Genomic DNA, 19,729 nt, shown 5'->3' with positions numbered 1-19,729 from the left:
ATGAGCCTCGCTGAACCCGCGGCTCTCCCGGTCGCGGCATCGGCAGCACCGCGCCTGCACGTCCTGAAGCGGTTCACGACCGGCTTCAAATCCTCGCTGCCGGCCTATCTGCTGCTGCTGCCCTCGCTGATCTTCCTCGCGCTGTTCACCTATGGCGCGATGGGCCGCGTGTTCGTCGACGCGCTCTACCAGCGCGCGACGCCGAAGGCGCCGCTCCGTTTCGTCGGCCTCGACAATGTCAGCGCGGTGCTGGCGGATCCCTATTTCACCGGCGCGGTCGTCAACAACCTCATCTATGCCGTCGGTACGGCGATCCCGAGCATCGGCCTCGCGCTGCTGTTCGCGCTGGCGCTGTCGCGCACCCATGCGGTGAGCAGCGCGCTGCGCGCTGCGCTGTTCCTGCCGGTGCTGATCCCGATGGTCGCGGCATCAGCACTGTTCCTGTTCATCTTCCTGCCCAATGTCGGCCTGCTCGACCACTATATCGGCCGGCTGCTTCCCGTGCTGCCGAACTGGCTCGGCGACCCCGATATCGCGCTCACCGCGATCATGGTCATCACCATCTGGAAGAACGCCGGCTATTACATGCTGTTCTTCCTCGCCGGGCTCCAGGCCGTGCCCGAGGACGTGATGGAGGCAGCGCACCTCGATGGCGCCGGACCGTTCATGCGCCTGCGCTACATCATCCTGCCGGAGCTCAAGCCCACCTTCCTGTTCGTCATCGTGATCGCCACGCTCAACGCGGTGACGCAGGTCGACCACGTCTTCGTCATGACCAAGGGCGGCCCATCCAACTCCACCAATCTCGTGCTGTTCTACATCTACCAGCAGGCGGTCGAGCATTACGACATCGGCAAGGCCTCGGCCGCGACGCTGCTGACGCTCGCCGCCTTGATGGGCCTCACCGCGCTCTCCTTCCGCACCATGGCGAACCGCGAGGGCGGGGCATGAAGCTGATCGACAGGCTCTACAAGGACGCCCCGCTCGCCACCCGCAACGAGATCACGCCGAAGCTCGGCTTCGCGCTGACCGTGCTGCTCGCGATCGTCTGGCTGATCCCGTTCCTCTGGATGGGCGTGGCAACACTGCGTCCGGCGTCCGACGGCATCAACGCCATGGCCGAGTTGATGCCGAGCCTGAAGCCGACGCTCGACAACGTCAGGGATGCCTGGGAGATCGGCGATTTCCCGCGCTACGCCCTCAACACCACGCTGATCTGCACCGGCATCCTGCTGGTGCAGTTCGTCACGATCACGCTGGCAGGCTTTGCCTTTGCGCGGCTGAAGTTCGCCGGCAAGACGCTGATCTTCTATCTGTTTCTGATGCAGCTGATGCTGGTGCCGGTGCTGCTGATCGTGCCGAATTTAAGCCTGATCGCGCAGCTCGGCCTCTATGACACGCTCACCGGCGTGATGATGCCGTTCTTCGCCTCCGCCTTCGGCACCTTCCTGATGCGCCAGGCTTTCGAAGCCATTCCGACCGAGCTGGAGGACGCCGCGCTGATCGACGGCGCCAGCCTGCTCCAGCGCATCCGCCACATCTACGTGCCGCTGTCGATGCCGAGCTTCTCGGCCTTTGCCATCATCTCAGTGACCAGCCACTGGAACGACTTCCTGTGGCCGCTGATGGTGATCAATTCGCCGGACAAGCGGCCGCTCACGGTCGGGCTCTCCGTGTTCACCGCGACCGCGGAGGGCACGCAGGCCTGGGGCACCATCGCCGCGGGCACGCTGATGGTGATCGCGCCGCTGCTCATCACCTTCCTGATCTTCCAGAAACGCTTCATCAGCTCTTTCGTCACCTCAGGCATCAAATAGGAGATTTCCGATGCTGTTCTCCCGCAGGCTCATGCTGGGCCTCACCGTGGCAGGTACTTTGGCAAGTGCCCTCGTCTTCCCGGCGCAGGCCGAAGGTCCGACCGAGATCGACCTGTTCTTTCCTGTCCCCGTCGACGGCAAGCTCGCTCGCGACATGGGCACCCTGATCAAGGAGTTCAACGAGACCCATCCCGCCATCAAGGCGACCGCCGTCTACACCGGCTCCTATGACGACACGCTGATCAAGACGCGCGCTTCGATCAAGGCCGGCAAGCCGCCCGCCGCCGTGATCATGTCGGCGAACTTCCTGCTCGACATGCAGATCGAGAACGAGCTCTCCAATCTCGATAGCCTGATCGCCGCCGACGGCACCACCAAGGACCAGTTCCTGGGTCAGTTCTTCCCGGCGCTGCAGGGCAACGCAGTGATCAACCGCTCGGTCTACGGCGTGCCGTTCCACAATTCGACGCCGCTGCTCTACATCAACGCCGACAAGGCCAAGGAAGCGGGCCTTGATCCGAACAAGCCGCCGCAGACCTGGGCCGAACTCACCGACTGGGCCAAGAAGCTCACCAAGCGCGAGGGCGACAAGGTGACCCAATGGGGCATCGCGATCCCCTGCGCCTACGACTATTGCGGCTGGATGATGGAAACGCTCACCATGAGCAATGGCGGGCGCTACTACAACGAGGAGTTCGGCGGCGAGGTCTATTACGACACGCCCTCGATGCTCGGCGCTCTCACCTGGTGGAACGACCTCGTGAGCAAGCACAAGGTCCACGCGCCCGGCGCCACGCCTGGCCCGGCCGTCAGCACCTCCTTCATCTCCGGCAATGCCGCGATGATGATGCTGTCCACGGGCTCGCTGACTTACGTGCGCGACAACGCCAAGTTCGCCTACAAGGTTGCCTTCATCCCGCGCAACGTCCGCAACGCCGTGCCGATCGGCGGCGCCTCGCTGATCGTTCCGGCGGGCCAGGAAGCCGACAAGCAGAAGGCCGCCTGGACGCTGATCAAGTGGATGACCTCGCCCGAGAAGAGCGGCTGGTGGAGCCGCGCCACCGGCTATTTCGCGCCCAACATGGCCGCCTACAAGACGCCCGAGATGGTCGACTTCCTCAACAAGAACCCCGACGCCAAGACCGCCGTCGAGCAGCTCGACGTCGCAAAGCCCTGGTTTGCGACCTACAAGACCGTCCCGGTCCGCAAAACCCTCGAGGACGAGGTGATGCTGGTCCTCAACGGCAAGAAGCAGCCGAAGGAAGCCCTCGTCGCCGCCCAGAAGGCCGCCGACGAGACGCTCAAGCCGTACAATGCGGAGACGTCGCTGAAGCTGCCGTAAGGCGGACATCATCGGCAAACGAACATCGGCGCTCCGCCATGCGGGGCGCCGAACGCATTTCGGGCGCCCGCATTAACCCCCCGTCCACCATCCGGCCCGCCCGGCCGCCGGTAACCATTGGAATTAACAGACCCTCAACGCACCCCCGACAAATCTATCAATGTTTCTGGAGATTTCGCCGTGGATCTAATGGTTTTCGAGTTCCTGGGCCTGGCGCTGGTGGCCATGTGCGTGGTCGTGGTGGCGCTGCCCTGCGCCCGCAAATCCTCGCACCGGATCCGCTACGAATAGGAATTTCGTCGGAAAAAGCGATTCCGGTCCAAATACAAGGCTCGAATTCGCATCGAGCCCCTTGACATCACAGCGCTTTCGGCAGAACGGCTGATGTCACGTGTCATGGGCCGTTCATGGATTTGATTACCACCACCGCTGACCTCGCGGCTGCCTGCAGCCGGCTGGCCAAGCACCCCGTCATTACCGTCGATACCGAGTTCCTGCGCGAGACCACCTACTACCCGCTGCTGTGCGTGGTGCAGATGGCCAGCGCCGAGGAAGCCGTGGTCATCGACACCCTGGCCGAGGGCCTCGACCTCAAGCCGTTCTTCGAGCTGATGGCCAACGAGGCCGTGCTGAAGGTGTTCCACGCCGCCCGCCAGGACATCGAGATCATCTGGCATCAAGCCAATATCATCCCGCACCCGGTGTTCGACACCCAGGTTGCCGCGATGGTGCTCGGCTACGGCGACAGCATCGCCTATGACGCGCTGGTCGAGAAGGTTGCCGGCCACCGCCCGGACAAGACCCACCGCTTCACCGACTGGTCGCGCCGGCCGCTGACCAAGGAGCAGATGCATTACGCGGTGTCCGACGTCACCCATCTCCGCGACGTGTTCGCCGCGCTCGATGCCGATTTGAAGAAGCGCCGCCGCAGCGAATGGGTCTCCATCGAGATGGAGGTCCTGACCTCGCCCCGCACTTACGATTTCCACCCCGAGCGCGCCTGGGAGCGGCTGAAGACGCGCGTGCGCAAGCCGAAAGACCTCGCGGTGCTGATGGAGGTCGCGGCCTGGCGCGAGCAGGAGGCGCAGAGCCGCGACGTGCCGCGCGGCCGCGTGCTGCGCGACGAGGCGATCAGCGACATCGCCACCCACGCCCCGAACACGCTGGAGAAGCTGGCCAACCTGCGCTCCGTCCCAAAGGGCTTTGAGAAATCCAAATGGGGCGCGGACATCGTCGCGGCTGTCCAGCGCGGGCTCGCGCGGGATTTGTCGACGCTGCCGAAGCTTGAGAAGCCGCGCAACAATAACAATGGCGCGGCGATCGTCGAGCTGTTGAAGGTGCTGCTGCGCATGACTGCGGAGCGCCACGCCGTCGCCAGCAAGGTGATCGCCACCGTCGACGATCTCGAGGAGATCGCAGCCAGTGACGAGGCCGACGTGCCCGCCCTGCGCGGCTGGCGCCGCGAACTGTTCGGCGATGCCGCGCTGAAGCTCAAGCGCGGCGAACTGGCGCTGGCGGTCGAGAAAGGCCGCGTGATCGGGGTTCAGCGGGCGTAGGCGGCCTCGCCCCCTCCCAGTGTCGTCCCGGCGAAGGCCGGGACCCATAACCCCAGGGAGGAGTTTGGCGAAGGCTCGCCACCCGGTACTCCTACCAACCCCATCGGTAGACCACGCGGTACGGGTCCTGGCTTTCGCCAGGACGACACCGGTGGATGAGGTCGGTTGCTCCGACCCCACCCTTACGCCGGCGTCAGCTTCGCCACTTCCGCCTTCATATCCTCCAGCACACCGGCGATCGCCGCGACCAGCTCGTCGATCTGGGCCTTGGTGACGATCAGCGGCGGGCAGATGGCGATGGCATCGAGCATGTTGCGCGAGATCACGCCGCGCTCCTGGAGCATCCGGCTGGCGATGCCGCCGACCGCGCCCGGCGTCGCCGCTGCAGTCTTGCGCCCCTTGTCGAGCACGAGCTCGATCGCCGCGATCATGCCGACGCCGCGGACCTCGCCAACCAGCGGATGGCTGGTGAGCTCGCGCAGCTTGCCCTGCATGTAGCCGCCGAGCTCGGCGGCATGCGCGACCAGCCCGCGCTCCTCGATGATCTTGAGGTTTTCCAGCGCAATCGCCGAGCCGACCGGATGTCCGCCCGCGGTGAAACCGTGGCCGAGCACGCCGATCTTGTTGCTCTCGTCCGCGATCGGCTCGAACATGCGGTCGTTCATCAGGATCGCCGAGAACGGGAAATAGCTCGAGGTGATCTGCTTGGAGACCACGAGCACGTCAGGCTTGATGCCGTAGGTCTCGCAGCCGAACATCTTGCCGGTGCGGCCGAAGCCGCAGATCACCTCGTCGGCGACCAGCAGGATGTCGTACTTCTTCAGTACCTTCTGGATCTTGTCCCAATAGGTCGCCGGCGGCACGATGACGCCGCCCGCGCCCATCACGGGTTCGCCGAAGAACGCCGCGATCGTATCGGGCCCTTCCTTCTGGATCAGCGCATCGAGTTCCTCGGCCCGGCGCGTCGCGAACGCCTCCTCGCTCTCGCCGGGCGCGCCGTCCTTGTAGAAGTGCGGCGAGCCCGTGTGCAGGATGTTGGGCAGTGGCAGGTCGAACGAACGGTGATTGTTCGGCAGGCCCGTGAGGCTGGCCGATGCAATGGTGACGCCATGATAGGCGCGCATCCGGCTGATCACCTTCTTGCGCTGCGGCTGGCCGAGCGCATTGGAGCGATAGGCGATCAGCTTCAGCACGGTGTCGTTGGCTTCCGAGCCGGAATTGGTGAAGAACACCTTGCTCATCGTGACAGGCGCGAGCGCGACCAGCTTCTCGGCAAGGTCGATCGAGGGCCCGTGCGATTTGGCGGAGAACGTGTGGTAGAACGGCAGCGCCTGCATCTGCTTGTGCGCAGCCTCGACCAGGCGCTTCTCGTTGAAGCCGAGCCCGACGCTCCACAGGCCCGCCATCGCCTCGAAATAGCGCTTGCCTGACGCGTCGAACACGTAAGGACCCTCACCGCGTTCGATCACCAGGGGACCGGCCTGCTGATGGGTGCGCGCGTTGGTGTAGGGATGGAGCTGATAAGCCACATCGCGGGCTTCTTGCGAATTGGGCAGGATGGACATTGCGAGGAATCCTTGAAGTCGTCACGTCGCCGGCGCGGCCAACGTCACTCCTTGGCTATTGCGACAATGCAAAACTTGCAACGCCAATTCGTCGGCAGCAGGCGCTCAGCAGCGTTGCACAAAGCCGCACATGGGGCAGCTCTCATGGGCATCTCTCACGGAGCAGCTCTCACGCCGCGTCGTCGTCATGCCCGTCGTCAGCGCCGGCAGCGGCCTCCCTCACCTCCACGAGCGCCATCGAGAGCAGATAGACCGTCGTGGGCAGACCAAGCCGGCGCGCCGCCTCGGCGGCATGCGATAGGTCGCTCGCCAGCTCCTTGAGCTCATCTCCCCGTGACAATGTCTCACCCCATCCGCGCTCGCGGCCGCCTACACCGCAACGGCGCCGCTGGTTCTGATCAGTTCGGCGCCGGACTGGATTGTAGCAAAGTTGCCGATGACATTCACTACCGCATGCTTGTAGGCGGCGGCATCGCCCCTGCCCGGCTGCCGGCAGGCCACGGCGTCAGCGACCACCTGGTAGCGATGGCTGCGGTGAAACCCGTCGACGGCGGTGGCCAGGATGGTCTCGTCCAGGGAAAAGCCGATCAGAATGCAGCGCGCATTGCGCATATTGGACTTGTAGTCCACAAACCGCGCCGAACTGTAGGCCGAGGGCAACGGGTGCTCGAACGTCATTTCTCCCGGCCGCGGCTTCGCCTCCCCAACCCAATCGGTCAGCCTCGATGCCGGATTGAACCAGGCCGCCTGCGCGATGCGTTTCAGGTGCATCACCGGCCAGAGATTGTCGCGCCACAGCGTCAGCAGTTCCAGGCAGCGCGCCATGGCGACATCGCCGTCGAGGATGACGTGGCGACGCCCTGGGGTCAGATATTCGACCTGGAGATCCGCGCAAACCAGGATTGGCGGATCATCGTAGATGGAAACCAGCATTGTCTTGCGCGCAGCTGCACCAGTTTCAGCGGTCGGCGAGTGCGAGGTCCCGCAGCGGTGACGTCACCGCCCGCCCCGTGGAGGCGTCGAGCACGCCCGGACGGTCCCAATCGCCCTCGGGACGGATGATCACATAGGGATCGCTGTCCAGCGTGATGGCGTCCGGGCCCGGCTCGATCTCCAGCAGCATCTCAGTGTAGGAAAAATCCGAGAAGGTGATCTTGCGGTTGTGGCCGAGCGGCTTGGCGCCGAAATGGGCCCAGAAATCGACCAGCCTGTCCTGCGCCTGGCCGTAGATCTTGCGGAACCCCTTGCGCTTCACATAGTCGACGCTCGCCTGCACCAGCTTGAACGAGACGCGTGAGCGCCGGTATTGGTGACGCACCGCGAGCCGCTCCACCTTGGCGAAATCGCCGAAGAAGCGCACCCGCAGGCAACCCGCAGGCTCGTTGCCGACGAAGCCGATGAAGTGGGCCGCGACCATGTCGTTGCCGTCGAACTCCTCCTCGAACGGACAATCCTGCTCGGCGAGATAGACCGCGGAGCGAATGGCGGTGACCAACATGAGGTCGCCGGGATCGCGCGCGAGGCGGATGGTGATGGCGCGGGAGTCGGACTTGGCGAGGGGAATCCTAGTACCGTGCATCTGCAAAACTCCTTGCTTGGATGATCGCACCCGGCATGCACATCGGCTGCCGATGCCAAGGGCGCTCGTAGCACCAGAGGTCGGGTTGGAAGCTCGGAACCGGCGCGAAGCCGGTGGCCTTCATGATGTCGCGTCCGGCCACGGTTGACGGCTGCGCATAGCAATCCGCGCCGCGAAATCTTAGCTGTCGCAGATGAGCCGCGGCCTTGCCGAGACCGGCGACACCACGTCCCGTCGCCGCGATCGCCCAGATGTAGATGGCAGCAACGTCTTCCCCGGCGGAAGCGAGAAAGTGCGCTTCGGGCGCGGTGAGGCAGATCTCGTCGAGCAGCAGGGCGTCATGCCCGCGATCGTTCAGGAACAGGAAGGCCATGCCGCCGAGCAGCTGACCCTTCCGGCTGAAAGTCAGGATGCTCTCGGGATCGAACGTGAAGTATTTCGCAAGCTCCACCGTCCCGATCCGCACGCCCGGCACCAGCCGATGCGCCATCTCCGAAAGCGCGGCAATTTCGGAAAATTGCGCGCAGCGGACATCGACGTCCGGGCTCAGCGGCAGCGCGTCGAAATCATGCCTTGCGGCAAACGAGCCCCTTTCCATAGCCAGATCGCCCCTCTATCGTTTGCGGCTTTCGTGCGCCGCTACGACGATGAGCTTAGCGGCTGGGGATCAGGAGTATGCAGCAGTTATTGCACCGGGGTGCTGCGATGATGCAGCACCGTGAAGAAGCCCTGGGCGCGTCCTGGGACGATTTGAAACTGTTTTTAGCTTGCGCAAAATATAAAAGTTTCCGCAACGCCGCCGAAGAGCTCGGCCTCACCTCCACGACCTTGATGCGCAGGATCGACCGGCTCGAAGAGAGCATCGGCTGCAAGCTTTTCCTGCGCGACCAGAGTGGTCTGACGCTCAGCGACGAAGGCAGCGCGATGATCGCCGACGTCGCCCATATGGAGCGTCATGCCTTCAACGTGTTCCGGCGCGCCTCGCGATCGTCGAACGATACGTCGGGCACCGTGCGCGTTGCGGTGACGGAAGGCCCCGGCAATTTCTGGATCCTGCCGCGACTGATCGACTTCCAGAAGACCTACCGCAAGATCACCGTCGACCTGCGCTGCGCGATGGAACAGGCCGACGTCGCGCGGCTCGAATCCGATATCGCGATCCAGCTCGAGCCGCCGACCAACCCTGATCTGATCGTCGCCAAGCTCGGCCGTCTCCACATCTATCCCTTCGTCTCCAAGGAGTACGAAACCCTCTACGGCGTGCCGGCGACCCTGGCCGAGTTGAAGAACCACCGCATCGTCAAGCAGAGCGCGCCGCAGGTCGACGACGGCGCCTACGCCCGCGTGCTCGGATTGAAGTCGCTCGAGGGCATCGTCGGAATCAAGACCAATTCCTCGGTCGGCGTGCTCTATGCGGTGGAGCGCGGCGCCGGCATCGGCTTCCTGCCGACCGTATCGATTGCGCTCGGCGCGCCGCTCGTTGCCGTCGATCTCGGCGTCAGCCACCACGCCGATCTCTGGCTCACCTATCACAGGGAATTCCGCACCTCCGAGCGCCACAAGATCGTGGTCGACTGGCTGAGGAAGATCTTCGATCCCAAGACCTATCCCTGCTTCCGTGACGAATTCATCCATCCGGACGCGCTGGTGCCGATGATGACGGCCGCGCGCGAGGGTTTTGGGCTGACGGGATATGTCGCGGCGACGCCGGCTTAAATCGGTTCGCCAAAGGAATCCGACGGTACGGCGCAAACCGAACCGCCTACGCCCGTGCGGTTCTCGGCCGGTGGTTTGACTACAAGCTGATCGTCAGCCGAAGCGCACGCCGATGCGCTTCGGCTTGCGCCAGACCACGGTGCAGCGCCGCTCCGCCGATTCCATTTCCATCACCAGGCGGAAGTTGTCGGGAACCAGCGCAAGATTTGCATCCTCAATGGAAGCGCCGCTGGCGGAGATATCGCGCACCATGCAGGTCAGCCTCTTGCCGGGAAAGCTGATCTTGGCAGCGCGTCTCACGGCACGCCGTGGTAACTTGCGATTGTCGCGCCCGCCGGTCGCCTCCGTCTTGCCTCGCTCGCTGTTCGATACGGCGATATCCGGCTGCTTCACTGTTGCGCTCGGCCTGATCAGACCCGAGAAGACAATATTGGCCTGCATCTTGAAATCGCCGACGACTTGGCGACGCGTGTTGACGTTCGTCAGCTGCAGCGACGCCAGGATTTGTTCGACGGCGCCGTCACGGCCAAACGGCAGCAGCAGCCGATGACAATCCACGCGTTGACCGTTGGGACCAACGGTCGAGATAATCATGTAAACGGCCGCACCTTTGTTGGTACAATGCTTTGCGGCATCCAATGTCACTCGTCGCAGCGACATCGGCACGACCTGTTCCATCGTCTTGCCGGCCCAATCCGAGTTGAAGGCCTGCGATACGTTCTCGCCCTGGTACAACGCGCGAAACTTCTGGCGTGGCTCCTTGCCTTCGACACTCCAGACCACGAGCTGCTTCGGATCGTGCGACAACGCCGTTGGGTCGAGCTCAGTGAAGGCCGGGAAGTGCCGGCCGGCCGCCAGCCGATCCCAATGCTCTGTGAGCGCGCGCTGGGAAGGCGATTTGATCGCCTCAGACGAAATGAGCTTGAGCGTCATCCGATTCATCCGACCGCGTGAGGCGTAAACACTGACGGGGGTGACTTAAGGATGGCTGAAAATTCCCCTCGAAGTGCTCACCATGCGCTTTGACGATGCCAATTCCGGACCTGGCGGCCCAGCCAACCTACCAAGATACCGCGCCCGACCGGCGCGCTCCGGCTGTGTTCGCCGCGAGGGAACGTGTTTCGGATGAAGCTCCGTCTTACCACCGGTATTCGAAGCCGACCGTGCCCTGGTGCGACGTCAGCTCGTTGCGGAACTTGCCGTCGTAGTTGACGTAGAGCCGCGCGGTGTTGGTCAGGCTGAGCGAGGCCGAGGCGCCGGCATCCACGCCGTAACGGCTCTCGCCGATGCCGGGCACGATGATGCTCTGGGTCCCGAGGCTGACCTGCACCGATCCGAGGTTCTGGTAAAAATTGTCGACGAACTTGCCGTAGGCGGACAGGTCCAGAATCTTCTGGTCGAAGATGAAGTAGCGGCCGACCTCGGCGCCGACCAGGACGCGCGCACGCGACAGCGCCGTCGAGCCGACGTTGAGCGGATCGAGGCCGCCGGCCTCCTGGAACGCCGCGCTGGTGGCGCGCACATATTCGAGCGCGCCCTTGGGCACGATCCGCATCTGGTCCTTGGTCCAGTAGTAACTGATCTCGGTCAGCGCGCCGTCGACGGCGGCGCGATAGCCCGCGGTCGCAAGGCCGAGGCCGGTGTCGCGGCTGGAATGGACCTTGCCGAAACCGTGCACCACCGCGAAGGCCCAGGTCCACGGGCCCTTGTCCACCGAGCCGTTGATACCGAGTTGCGTCAGGTCGAGTGTCGCGGACTGGAGCGCCAACGGCACGTCGACATCGGTGTGGCTCTGGTCGACCGAGAAGCCGAGATTGACGCCTGGCGCGAGCCGCGCGCCGAAGCCGGCGACGCCGCCAAATGTCTTGCGCTTGTCGCCGACAAAGTCGCCCTGCGCATCGGTGCGAACCGAGATGCCGTAGCCCTCGAACCAGGTGCGGTAGCGCGGATCTTCCGTGCTCGCCGATGCGCCGCCGCCACCGGGATTGGTCCGGAACGCCCGGTTGACGCCGCCCGATGCCTGGTTGCCGAGCCGCTCCAGGAAATTCGAACCGAGATCGAGCGCACTGCTGCCGGCGGACTGGTTGGAGTTGGTCGAGGTCGGGACCGGGGTCGGTGACGGCGTGGGAGTCGGGGCCACAGCCGGAAGCGGCGTCGAGCTCTGCGCCCGGACGGGCGCGGTCCCCGACATCATCCCGACCAGCGCAAGCGCCATCGCGATCGCAGCCGCGATCCGGCGGACGCGGTCCAGCCCGATCGTCTGCCGTGTCCCGGAAAGCTGCGAGGGGCAGCGCATAACGACCAATCCCGAAGTAAAATGCCGACTCGCAAAAATGCAACACAGTGCGCGGCGCGTGCGGCGATTTGTGCCGAACTGCCACGGAGGGTCAACCGGTCCGCACGTCCTCGCAGAGGCGATTGCCCTCGATTGTGCTCCCCCGGCCACAGGTCGTAAATTGCAGACGGCGGCATCCGGCCCGGTCTTGAAATTCGCGCGCGGCTTGCTAATCGGCGATTTTCATGTTGCAATATTGGACACAATCGGAATTGGCCGCTCGACTGTGCGTTTCGCGACATTGAGACTCAAGACTCGAACAGACTTCCGGAAGCCCGTTTGTGGCGTGGCACGCGAAAAGCGGCCGCGTCTTTTTTGTATCTAGTGGAGGAGACTGAGGATGCCGCAAAAGGGCACCGTCAAATGGTTCAACCCGACCAAGGGCTATGGGTTCATCAAGCCGAACGGCAGCGACAAGGACGTGTTCGTCCACATCTCCGCCGTCGAGCGTGCCGGACTCTCCACCCTCAACGAGAACCAGTTGGTTGAATACGACCTCGTGGAGAACCGCGGCAAAGCATCCGCGGAGAACCTCAAGGTCTCCTGATTTCTCTCAAAGCGACGCGCGAGAGATCATGACGTTGCCCCCGGCTCTGCCGGGGGATTTCGTTTCTAAAGACCGTCGCGGGAATGCGCATCAGCGCACCACGGGCGAAACCAGGAAATTCTCCGACGGCCCGCTTCCCGCGGTCTTGCACACATCGCCCTCGATCCGGACCTTGCCGGTGGCGAGCAGCCGCAGCGCTTCGGGATAGAGGCGGTGCTCGACTTCGAGGATGCGCTCCGACAGCGTATCCCCCGTGTCGTGGTCGCTGACGGGAACCGCGCCCTGCATCACGATCGGGCCGGCGTCGGTCTCGGGGATCACGAAATGCACCGTCGCGCCCGACAGCTTGACGCCGGCGCGCAAGGCCTGGCCGTGCGGATCGAGGCCGGGGAATGACGGCAACAGCGAAGGATGGATGTTGAGCATCCGTCCGTACCAGGCCCTGGTGAACTCGGCCGTGAACAGGCGCATGAAGCCGCCCAGACAAATCAGCTCGATGCCGTGCTCATCGAGCGCTTCCTGCAGCACTTTCTCGAATCCGGCGCGGTCCTTGCCGAACGGCTTGCTCTCGATCACCAGCGTGTTCACGCCGCTCGCCCTGGCCCGCTCGAGCCCGAGCGCATCGGCCTTGTTCGAGACGACGAGCGAGATCTCCGCCGGGAAATCCGCAGCGGCGGCGGCCCTGATCAGCGCGGACATGTTGGAGCCGCGGCCGGAGATCAGGATGGCGACGCGGCGCTTCATCACAGCGCCAGTCATTACAGCGCCATGTCGAGATGGCCATTATAGACGACGCGGTGCTCGCCCTCGGCCGGGATCACGGTGCCGAGCTGCGCCACGGTCTCACCGGCATCGGTGAAGACCCGCACGACCTCGTCGACCTTGTCGGGCTCGACGATCGCGATCATGCCGATGCCGCAGTTGAAGGTGCGCAGCATCTCGAGTTCGGCGATGCCGGCTTGGGCAGCCAGCCATTTGAACACCGGCAGCACCGGCAGGCGCGTCAGATCGATGCCGACGCCGAGATCCTTCGGCAGCACGCGCGGAATGTTGTCGGTGAAGCCGCCGCCGGTGATGTGGGCGAGCCCCTTCACCGCGCCGGTCTCGCGGATCGCGCGCAGGCAGGATTTGACGTAGAGCCGCGTCGGCGTCAGCAGCGCGCCACCGAGCGTCATGACCGGCGCGAACGGCGCCTGTGCCCCGAAACCGAGGCCAGATTGTTCCACGATCTTGCGCACCAGCGAGAAGCCGTTGGAGTGCACGCCCGACGAGGCAAGGCCGATTACGGCGTCCCCGGCGGCGATGTCCTTGCGTGGCAGCAGCGTGCCCCGCTCCGCGGCACCGACCGCAAAGCCGCCGAGGTCGTAATCGCCGTCCTTGTAGAGGCCGGGCATCTCGGCGGTCTCGCCGCCGATCAGGGCGCAGCCGGACTCACGGCAGCCCTCCGCGACACCCGCGACGATCGCGGCGGTCGCCTCCGGGTCGAGCTTGCCGCAGGCGAAATAGTCGAGGAAGAACAGTGGCTCGGCGCCCTGCACCACGAGGTCGTTGACGCTCATGGCGACGAGGTCGATGCCGATCCCGCCATGCAGGCCGGTTTCGATCGCGATCTTGACCTTGGTGCCGACGCCGTCGGTCGCGGCGACCAGGATTGGGTCCTTGAAACCGGCCGCCTTGAGGTCGAACAGGCCGCCGAATCCGCCGATCTCGGCGTCGGCGCCGGGCCGTGCGGTGGCGCGCACCATCGGCTTGATCAGGTCGACGAGGCGGTTGCCCGCGTCGATATCGACGCCTGAATCGGCGTAAGTGAGGCCGTTTTTGCGGTCGGTCATGCCCGATTTCCAGTGGGGTTGCGGCTGGTTACGTCGAATTCCGGGGACGCGCAATGGCTCGCATGGCGCTCCTCCCTATACTATGTAGATATCAACCGGTTCAGCCTCCTAAGGGGCCGGATTCGAGGTCAGACCGGGTGCCGGGAAGCGCTTTCGTGAGTATTCCGAACATCATTACCCTGGGCCGCATCATGCTGGTCCCGATCATCGTCTGGGCCATCGTGTCGAGCCAAATGGAGGTGGCGTTCGCCGTCTTCCTGATCGCCGGTATCAGCGATGCCGTGGACGGCTTCCTGGCCAAGCGCTTCAACATGACAAGCGAACTCGGCGCCCTGCTCGACCCGCTCGCGGACAAGGCGCTGCTGGTTTCGATCTACATGGCGCTCGGCATCTGGGGCGCGATCCCACGCTGGATCGTGATCCTGGTGGTCTCGCGCGACATCATGATCGTCGCAGCCGTGATCGTATCCTGGCTGTTCGACCGGCCGGTCGAGATGAAGCCGTCGAAGGTGTCCAAGCTCAATACGGTCGCCCAGGTCGCGTTCGCAGCCTTAGTACTGGCTGCGCTTGCCTTCGGCTTCAAGCCGGAGCCCTATGATATCATCCTGATGGGCTTCGTGACGGTCTTCACGCTCTCCTCCGTGTCGCTCTACCTCGTCGAGTGGCTGCGGCACATGAGCACTGTTGAGGCCAAGTAGCACGATCGAGGCCAAATGAGCGGGGATGCGGCCCCGTAAAAGGCCAACTCCCGCTTGATACGTCCGATCTCTTCAAACGACGCCGGCGCGCCGGCATGGAGCAAAGCAAGCGTGGCAGGCCGCGTTCATCCCCGACAATTGGCGTTCTCGCTTCCGCATGCGGAGAGCCTCAGCCGGGACAATTTCCTCGAAGGCCCCGCCAACGCGGCCGGTCTCGGCCTGATCGACAGCTGGCCGGAATGGCCGAACCGGATCATGTGGCTGGCCGGCCCGGAAGGAAGCGGCAAGAGCCATCTCGCCGCGATCTGGGCCGAGGTATCAGGCGCCCGCTCCACCACGGCCAATGCGCTGAGCGCGGCAGGCGTTCCGGGCGCGCTCGCCACCGGCGCGCTGGTGGTCGAGGATCTCAAGGCCAGGGAATTCGACGAACGCGCTCTCTTCCATCTGATGAACCTCGCCCGCGAGGATGGCGCCTACGTCCTCTTTACCGGGCGCGAGGTGCCGGCATCGCTCGAGATCGCGCTTCGCGACCTGCGCTCGCGGCTGCGGGCGGTGCCCGTGGTCGCGCTGCTGCCCCCTGACGACCAGCTCTTCCGCGGCCTGATCGTCAAATTCTGCGCCGATCGCCAGCTCGCGGTGGACGAGAGCGTGGTCGGCTACCTCGCCACCCGCCTCGAGCGATCCTCGGCCGCCGCCCGGCAGGCCGTGGCGCTGCTCGACAGCGAGGCGCTGCGGCTCGGCCGCCCCGTCACCCGGGCGCTGGCCGCCGAGCTGCTTCGGGACGCCTGACCCCTTCGCCTCCAAGGCCGCTTGACGCGGCGGAGCGGCGGAACATCAATGTCATCGAAACGTCATCGCTCTAACACATGCTCCCGCCGATTTTGCGCGCAAGGCGCAAATTGGGGTGAACTGGATGGACCGACTTCTCATGGACTCTGTGCAAGCCGTTGAAATCAAAGAAAAAGCCCCGGAGACCGAGGGCGTGCCGGCGATCGCATCGAGCCCTGAACGGTTCATCAACCGCGAGCTGTCCTGGCTGCATTTCAACCGCCGCGTCCTGGAGGAAGCGGTCAATCCCAGCCACCCCATGCTGGAGCGGGTGCGATTCCTGTCGATTTCAGCGAATAACCTCGACGAGTTCTTCATGGTCCGCGTCGCCGGCATCAAGGCCCAGGTGCGGGAGGGCATTGCCGAGCGCAGCCCCGACGGCCTGACGCCGTCCGAGCAGCTCGCGCTGATCAACCGCACGGTCTCCCAGCTGGCCTCCGACCAGCAGGCGATCTGGCGCGACCTGCGCGGCACGCTGGCCGATGTCGGCATCGTGCTGGTCGACGGCAAGGACGTCACCAAGGCGGAACGGACCTGGATCGAGGACTACTTCCTCAACAACGTATTCCCGCTGCTGACGCCACTGGCGATCGATCCCGCCCACCCCTTCCCGTTCATTCCGAGCCTCGGCTTCACCATCGCGCTCCAGCTGACGCGGGCCGCCGACGGCAAGCAGATGAACGCGCTGATCCGCATGCCCGGCAAGATCGACCGCTTCATCCGCCTGCCGGCCGAGGGCAAGACCGTCCGGCTGATTTCGCTGGAGCAGGCGACCGCCCTGTTCATCAACCGCCTGTTCCCCGGCTACAATCTGCACGGCCAGGGTGCCTTCCGCATCATCCGCGACTCCGAGCTCGAAATCGAGGAAGAGGCCGAAGACCTCGTCCGCCTGTTCGAGACCGCGCTGAAGCGCCGCCGCCGCGGCTCGGTGATCCGGCTCGAGATCGATGCCAAGATGCCCGAGGAATTGCGTAGCTTCGTGCAGCACGCGCTGTCGGCTGCCGATGACGAGGTCTTCCTCGTCGAGGGCGTGCAGGCGATGAACGAACTCTCGCAGCTCACCCGTCTCGACCGGCCCGACCTCGAATTCACCCCTTATGTGCCGCGCCACCCCGAGCGTGTGCGCGAGCATGGCGGCGACATCTTTGCCGCGATCCGGCAGAAGGACCTCGTGGTCCATCACCCCTACGAATCCTTCGACGTGGTGGTGCAGTTCCTGCAACAGGCCGCGCGCGACCCCGACGTCGTCGCGATCAAGCAGACGCTCTACCGCACCTCCAACAACTCGCCGATCGTGCGCACCCTCGCCGAGGCCGCCGAAGCCGGCAAGTCCGTCACCGCGCTGATCGAATTGAAGGCGCGCTTCGACGAAGAGGCCAACATCCGCTGGGCACGCGACCTCGAACGCGCCGGCGTGCAGGTCGTCTACGGCTTCCTCGAACTGAAGACGCACGCAAAGCTCTCGATGGTGGTGCGCCGCGAGGGCGGCAGCCTCACGACTTACGTCCATACCGGCACCGGCAATTACCACCCGGTCACCGCCCGCATCTACACCGACCTCTCCTACTTCACCTCGGATCCGACCATCGGCCGCGACGCAGCGCGCGTGTTCAACTTCATCACCGGCTACGCGGCGCCGAGCGATCTGGAGAAGATGGCGGTATCGCCGCTGACCTTGCGCAAGCGCATCATCGAGCACATCCAGGGCGAGACCGCGCATGCGCGGCACGGCCGGCCCGGCGCGGTCTGGATGAAGATGAATGCGCTGGTCGACCCCGACATCATCGACGCGCTGTACGAGGCCTCGCAGGCCGGTGTCCAAGTCGAGCTCGTGGTGCGCGGTATCTGTTGCCTGCGCCCCGGCATTCCCGGCCTGTCGGAGAACATCCGCGTCAAGTCGATCATCGGACGCTTCCTGGAACACGGCCGAATCTATTGCTTCGGCATGGGCCAGGGCCTGCCGAGCGCGAAAGCGGCTGTGTATATCTCCTCCGCCGACATGATGCCGCGCAACCTCGACCGCCGTGTCGAGGTGCTGTGTCCGCTGCAAAATCCCACGGTGCATCAGCAGGTTCTCGAACAGATCATGGTCGCGAATCTCAAGGACAATGAGCAGAGCTGGCAGTTGTTGCCGGACGGGTCCTCAACGCGTATGAAGACCGCGAAGGGCGAGGAGCCTTTCAACGTCCACAACTACTTTATGACAAATCCGAGTCTGTCTGGCCGTGGAAAGTCGCTCAAGGAATCCTCGCCGCGCCGCCTCACGCGCCGTAATGAACGTCATCCATCCTGATCCGGGATCTGCGACGTGAAGCGGCCGCGCAAGCGCGGCTCGAGCGTCGCGGTCATCGATATCGGTTCCAACTCGGTCCGTCTCGTCGTCTACGAGGGACTGACGCGGAGCCTCATTCCGATCTTCAACGAGAAGACGCTGTGCGGTCTCGGGCGCGAGGTGCAGAGCACCGGCCTGCTGGCGCCCGATGCCGTCGACAAGGCGCTGACCTCGCTCAAGCGCTTTCGTGCACTGTGCCGGGTGATGCAGGTCGGACGCGTGTTCGCGATCGCGACCGCGGCGTGCCGCGACGCCTCCAACGGCCCCGACTTCATCGCCAAGGCCGAGCGCATCTGCGCCGTGAAGATCGAGATCCTGTCGGGTCCGCGCGAGGCGCGGCTGTCGGCGCTCGGCGTGATCTCCGGCATCCATCACCCCGACGGCATTGTCGGCGATCTCGGCGGCGGCTCGCTCGAGCTGATCGACGTGCGCAGGAACAGCGTGCGCAGCGGCGTGACGCTGCCGCTCGGCGGGCTCGCGCTCCAGGACCTCGCGCACAAATCGCTCAAGCGCGCCGACCGCATCGTACGCGAGGCGATCGACGACGTGCCGCAGCTCACCGCGGGCCGCGGCCGCACCTTCTATGCGGTCGGCGGCACCTGGCGCGCCCTGGCGCGCATCCACATCATTCAGAGCGGCTATCCGCTCCAGGTGATGCACGGTTATTCGATTACGGCGGCCGAGGCGCTCGACTTCTCACGCCGCCTTCGCCGGCTTGCGGCCGCCGACATGCTCGCCGACATCGAGATCGTCGCCGACGCACGCCGCCCGCTCCTCACCTATGCGGCACTCGTGCTCGAGCACATCATCCGGGTGGCGAAGCCCAGGAACATCGTGTTCTCGACCTTCGGCGTGCGCGAGGGCCTGCTGCACGAGAAGCTGCCGGAGTCCGAGCGCAACAAGGACGGATTGATCTGCGCCGCGGAGGAGCTGAATCAGCTGCTGTCGCGTTCCGCCAAGCACGCCCGTGAGCTGATCGCCTGGACCGACCGACTTGCCCGCGTCGTCAAGCTGCGGGAAACCGAGGAGGACCGCCGCCTGCGCCATGCCGCGTGCCTGCTCTCCGACATCGGCTGGCGCGTGCATCCCGATCACCGCGGCGAGCAGACGCTCAGCCTCGTCGTCAACGGCAATTTCGGCGCGATCACCCACACCGAGCGCGCCTTCGTCGGCCTGTCCGTGTTCTATCGCTATGCGGGGCTGAGCGAGGAAAACCAGCCGCCGACCACCATGCAGGAGCTGCTGACGCCGGCGCAGCTCGAACGCGCCCGCCTGCTGGGCGCGGCATTCCGCGTCGCGCATCTGATCTCGGCGGCGCGGCCGGGCGTCCTGCCCGCCACGCATTTCCGCAGCCAGAGCCGCAAGCTGATGCTCGTCTTCGAGCATCGCCTCGGCGACCTCGTCGCCGACCGCGTCGGCAGCCGCTTCAAGCAGCTCGCCCGCCTGATCGGCCGCGCCGGCTCGATCGTGCGACGTTAGGGCCGGCTGGTCCAATCGCTCCCCCGGCACCGGCGGGAATCGTGATCCGCCGGCTCCCGTCGGTTGATGCAAATCAACTCATTCTTGCTGGACCGAACTAACG

The 19,729-nt window shown here is 64.8% G+C and carries 19 protein-coding genes; 10 read left to right on the top strand and 9 right to left on the bottom strand.

What is annotated here, in order from left to right; translation table 11 throughout:
- From RAD15_RS03315 to rnd, 4 genes are all read left to right on the top strand, one after another.
- The gene (locus tag RAD15_RS03315; RefSeq protein ID WP_458174312.1) at window positions 1-951 is read left to right on the top strand and encodes a carbohydrate ABC transporter permease; all 951 of its coding nucleotides are present in this window, start codon (window positions 1-3) and stop codon (window positions 949-951) included.
- Window positions 948-1,817: a carbohydrate ABC transporter permease gene (locus RAD15_RS03310; protein WP_458174310.1), complete on the top strand. Its 870-nt coding sequence runs from the start codon at window positions 948-950 to the stop codon at window positions 1,815-1,817. The genes RAD15_RS03315 and RAD15_RS03310 overlap by 4 nt, the downstream gene beginning before the upstream one ends.
- Window positions 1,818-1,827: 10 nt before the next feature.
- Window positions 1,828-3,159, top strand: coding sequence for an extracellular solute-binding protein (locus RAD15_RS03305; RefSeq protein WP_458174308.1), 1,332 nt, complete (start codon window positions 1,828-1,830; stop codon window positions 3,157-3,159).
- Window positions 3,160-3,566: 407 nt separating this feature from the next.
- Window positions 3,567-4,715 carry a ribonuclease D gene (gene rnd / locus RAD15_RS03300; protein ID WP_458174306.1) on the top strand — a complete coding sequence of 383 codons (1,149 nt, stop codon included), beginning with the start codon at window positions 3,567-3,569 and terminating at the stop codon, window positions 4,713-4,715.
- Window positions 4,716-4,897: 182 nt separating this feature from the next.
- On the opposite strand, the gene RAD15_RS03295 is transcribed toward rnd, so the two are convergent.
- From RAD15_RS03295 to RAD15_RS03275, 5 genes are all read right to left on the bottom strand, one after another.
- Window positions 4,898-6,280 (bottom strand): aspartate aminotransferase family protein, encoded by a 1,383-nt coding sequence (locus RAD15_RS03295; protein ID WP_458174304.1) that lies wholly within the window; start codon window positions 6,278-6,280, stop codon window positions 4,898-4,900.
- Between the two features lie 169 nt (window positions 6,281-6,449).
- A complete protein-coding gene (locus RAD15_RS03290) occupies window positions 6,450-6,620 on the bottom strand; it encodes a hypothetical protein (protein WP_458174302.1) in 171 nt (56 codons plus the stop codon).
- Window positions 6,621-6,649: 29 nt separating this feature from the next.
- Window positions 6,650-7,213, bottom strand: a complete 564-nt coding sequence (locus RAD15_RS03285) for an isochorismatase family protein (protein WP_458174300.1) — start codon at window positions 7,211-7,213, stop codon at window positions 6,650-6,652.
- Window positions 7,214-7,238: 25 nt separating this feature from the next.
- Entirely contained in the window at window positions 7,239-7,859 is a 621-nt protein-coding gene (locus tag RAD15_RS03280; RefSeq protein ID WP_458174298.1) for a GNAT family N-acetyltransferase, read from the bottom strand.
- On the bottom strand, window positions 7,846-8,457 hold the full coding sequence (locus RAD15_RS03275; RefSeq protein ID WP_458174296.1) for a hypothetical protein: 612 nt from the start codon (window positions 8,455-8,457) through the stop codon (window positions 7,846-7,848). Before RAD15_RS03275 ends, RAD15_RS03280 begins: the two co-directional genes overlap by 14 nt.
- Before the next feature lie 77 nt (window positions 8,458-8,534).
- Between RAD15_RS03275 and RAD15_RS03270 the strand changes: the two genes are divergently transcribed.
- Window positions 8,535-9,575 (top strand): LysR family transcriptional regulator, encoded by a 1,041-nt coding sequence (locus RAD15_RS03270; RefSeq protein ID WP_458174294.1) that lies wholly within the window; start codon window positions 8,535-8,537, stop codon window positions 9,573-9,575.
- A 93-nt stretch (window positions 9,576-9,668) separates the two neighbouring features.
- Here RAD15_RS03270 and RAD15_RS03265 read toward each other — a convergent pair whose 3' ends face one another.
- Window positions 9,669-10,508 (bottom strand): PilZ domain-containing protein, encoded by an 840-nt coding sequence (locus RAD15_RS03265; RefSeq protein WP_458174292.1) that lies wholly within the window; start codon window positions 10,506-10,508, stop codon window positions 9,669-9,671.
- Window positions 10,509-10,713: 205 nt separating this feature from the next.
- On the bottom strand, window positions 10,714-11,871 hold the full coding sequence (locus RAD15_RS03260; protein ID WP_458174290.1) for an autotransporter outer membrane beta-barrel domain-containing protein: 1,158 nt from the start codon (window positions 11,869-11,871) through the stop codon (window positions 10,714-10,716).
- A gap of 379 nt (window positions 11,872-12,250) precedes the next feature.
- Here RAD15_RS03260 and RAD15_RS03255 point away from each other — a divergent pair, with 379 nt between their 5' ends.
- Complete coding sequence (locus tag RAD15_RS03255; RefSeq protein WP_458174288.1) at window positions 12,251-12,457, top strand: cold-shock protein; 207 nt, start codon at window positions 12,251-12,253, stop codon at window positions 12,455-12,457.
- A 90-nt stretch (window positions 12,458-12,547) separates the two neighbouring features.
- Here RAD15_RS03255 and purN read toward each other — a convergent pair whose 3' ends face one another.
- Complete coding sequence (gene purN, locus RAD15_RS03250; RefSeq protein ID WP_458175019.1) at window positions 12,548-13,201, bottom strand: phosphoribosylglycinamide formyltransferase; 654 nt, start codon at window positions 13,199-13,201, stop codon at window positions 12,548-12,550.
- Window positions 13,202-13,215: 14 nt separating this feature from the next.
- The gene (purM, locus tag RAD15_RS03245) at window positions 13,216-14,289 is read right to left on the bottom strand and encodes a phosphoribosylformylglycinamidine cyclo-ligase (protein ID WP_458174286.1); all 1,074 of its coding nucleotides are present in this window, start codon (window positions 14,287-14,289) and stop codon (window positions 13,216-13,218) included.
- A 155-nt stretch (window positions 14,290-14,444) separates the two neighbouring features.
- Between purM and RAD15_RS03240 the strand changes: the two genes are divergently transcribed.
- The 4 genes from RAD15_RS03240 (at window position 14,445) to ppx (ending at window position 19,626) form a co-directional block, all read left to right on the top strand.
- Window positions 14,445-14,987 carry a CDP-alcohol phosphatidyltransferase family protein gene (locus RAD15_RS03240; protein ID WP_458174284.1) on the top strand — a complete coding sequence of 181 codons (543 nt, stop codon included), beginning with the start codon at window positions 14,445-14,447 and terminating at the stop codon, window positions 14,985-14,987.
- A 111-nt stretch (window positions 14,988-15,098) separates the two neighbouring features.
- Window positions 15,099-15,776 (top strand): chromosomal replication initiator DnaA, encoded by a 678-nt coding sequence (locus RAD15_RS03235; protein ID WP_458174282.1) that lies wholly within the window; start codon window positions 15,099-15,101, stop codon window positions 15,774-15,776.
- A gap of 139 nt (window positions 15,777-15,915) precedes the next feature.
- On the top strand, window positions 15,916-18,108 hold the full coding sequence (locus tag RAD15_RS03230) for an RNA degradosome polyphosphate kinase (RefSeq protein ID WP_458174280.1): 2,193 nt from the start codon (window positions 15,916-15,918) through the stop codon (window positions 18,106-18,108).
- A 15-nt stretch (window positions 18,109-18,123) separates the two neighbouring features.
- Window positions 18,124-19,626 carry an exopolyphosphatase gene (gene ppx / locus RAD15_RS03225; RefSeq protein WP_458174278.1) on the top strand — a complete coding sequence of 501 codons (1,503 nt, stop codon included), beginning with the start codon at window positions 18,124-18,126 and terminating at the stop codon, window positions 19,624-19,626.
- Window positions 19,627-19,729 lie beyond the last annotated feature (103 nt).

The sequence above is a fragment of the Bradyrhizobium sp. 14AA genome (assembly GCF_054185205.1).
The sequence above is the reverse complement of the archived record's forward strand: the minus strand, read 5'-3'. Positions and strand labels throughout refer to the sequence as shown.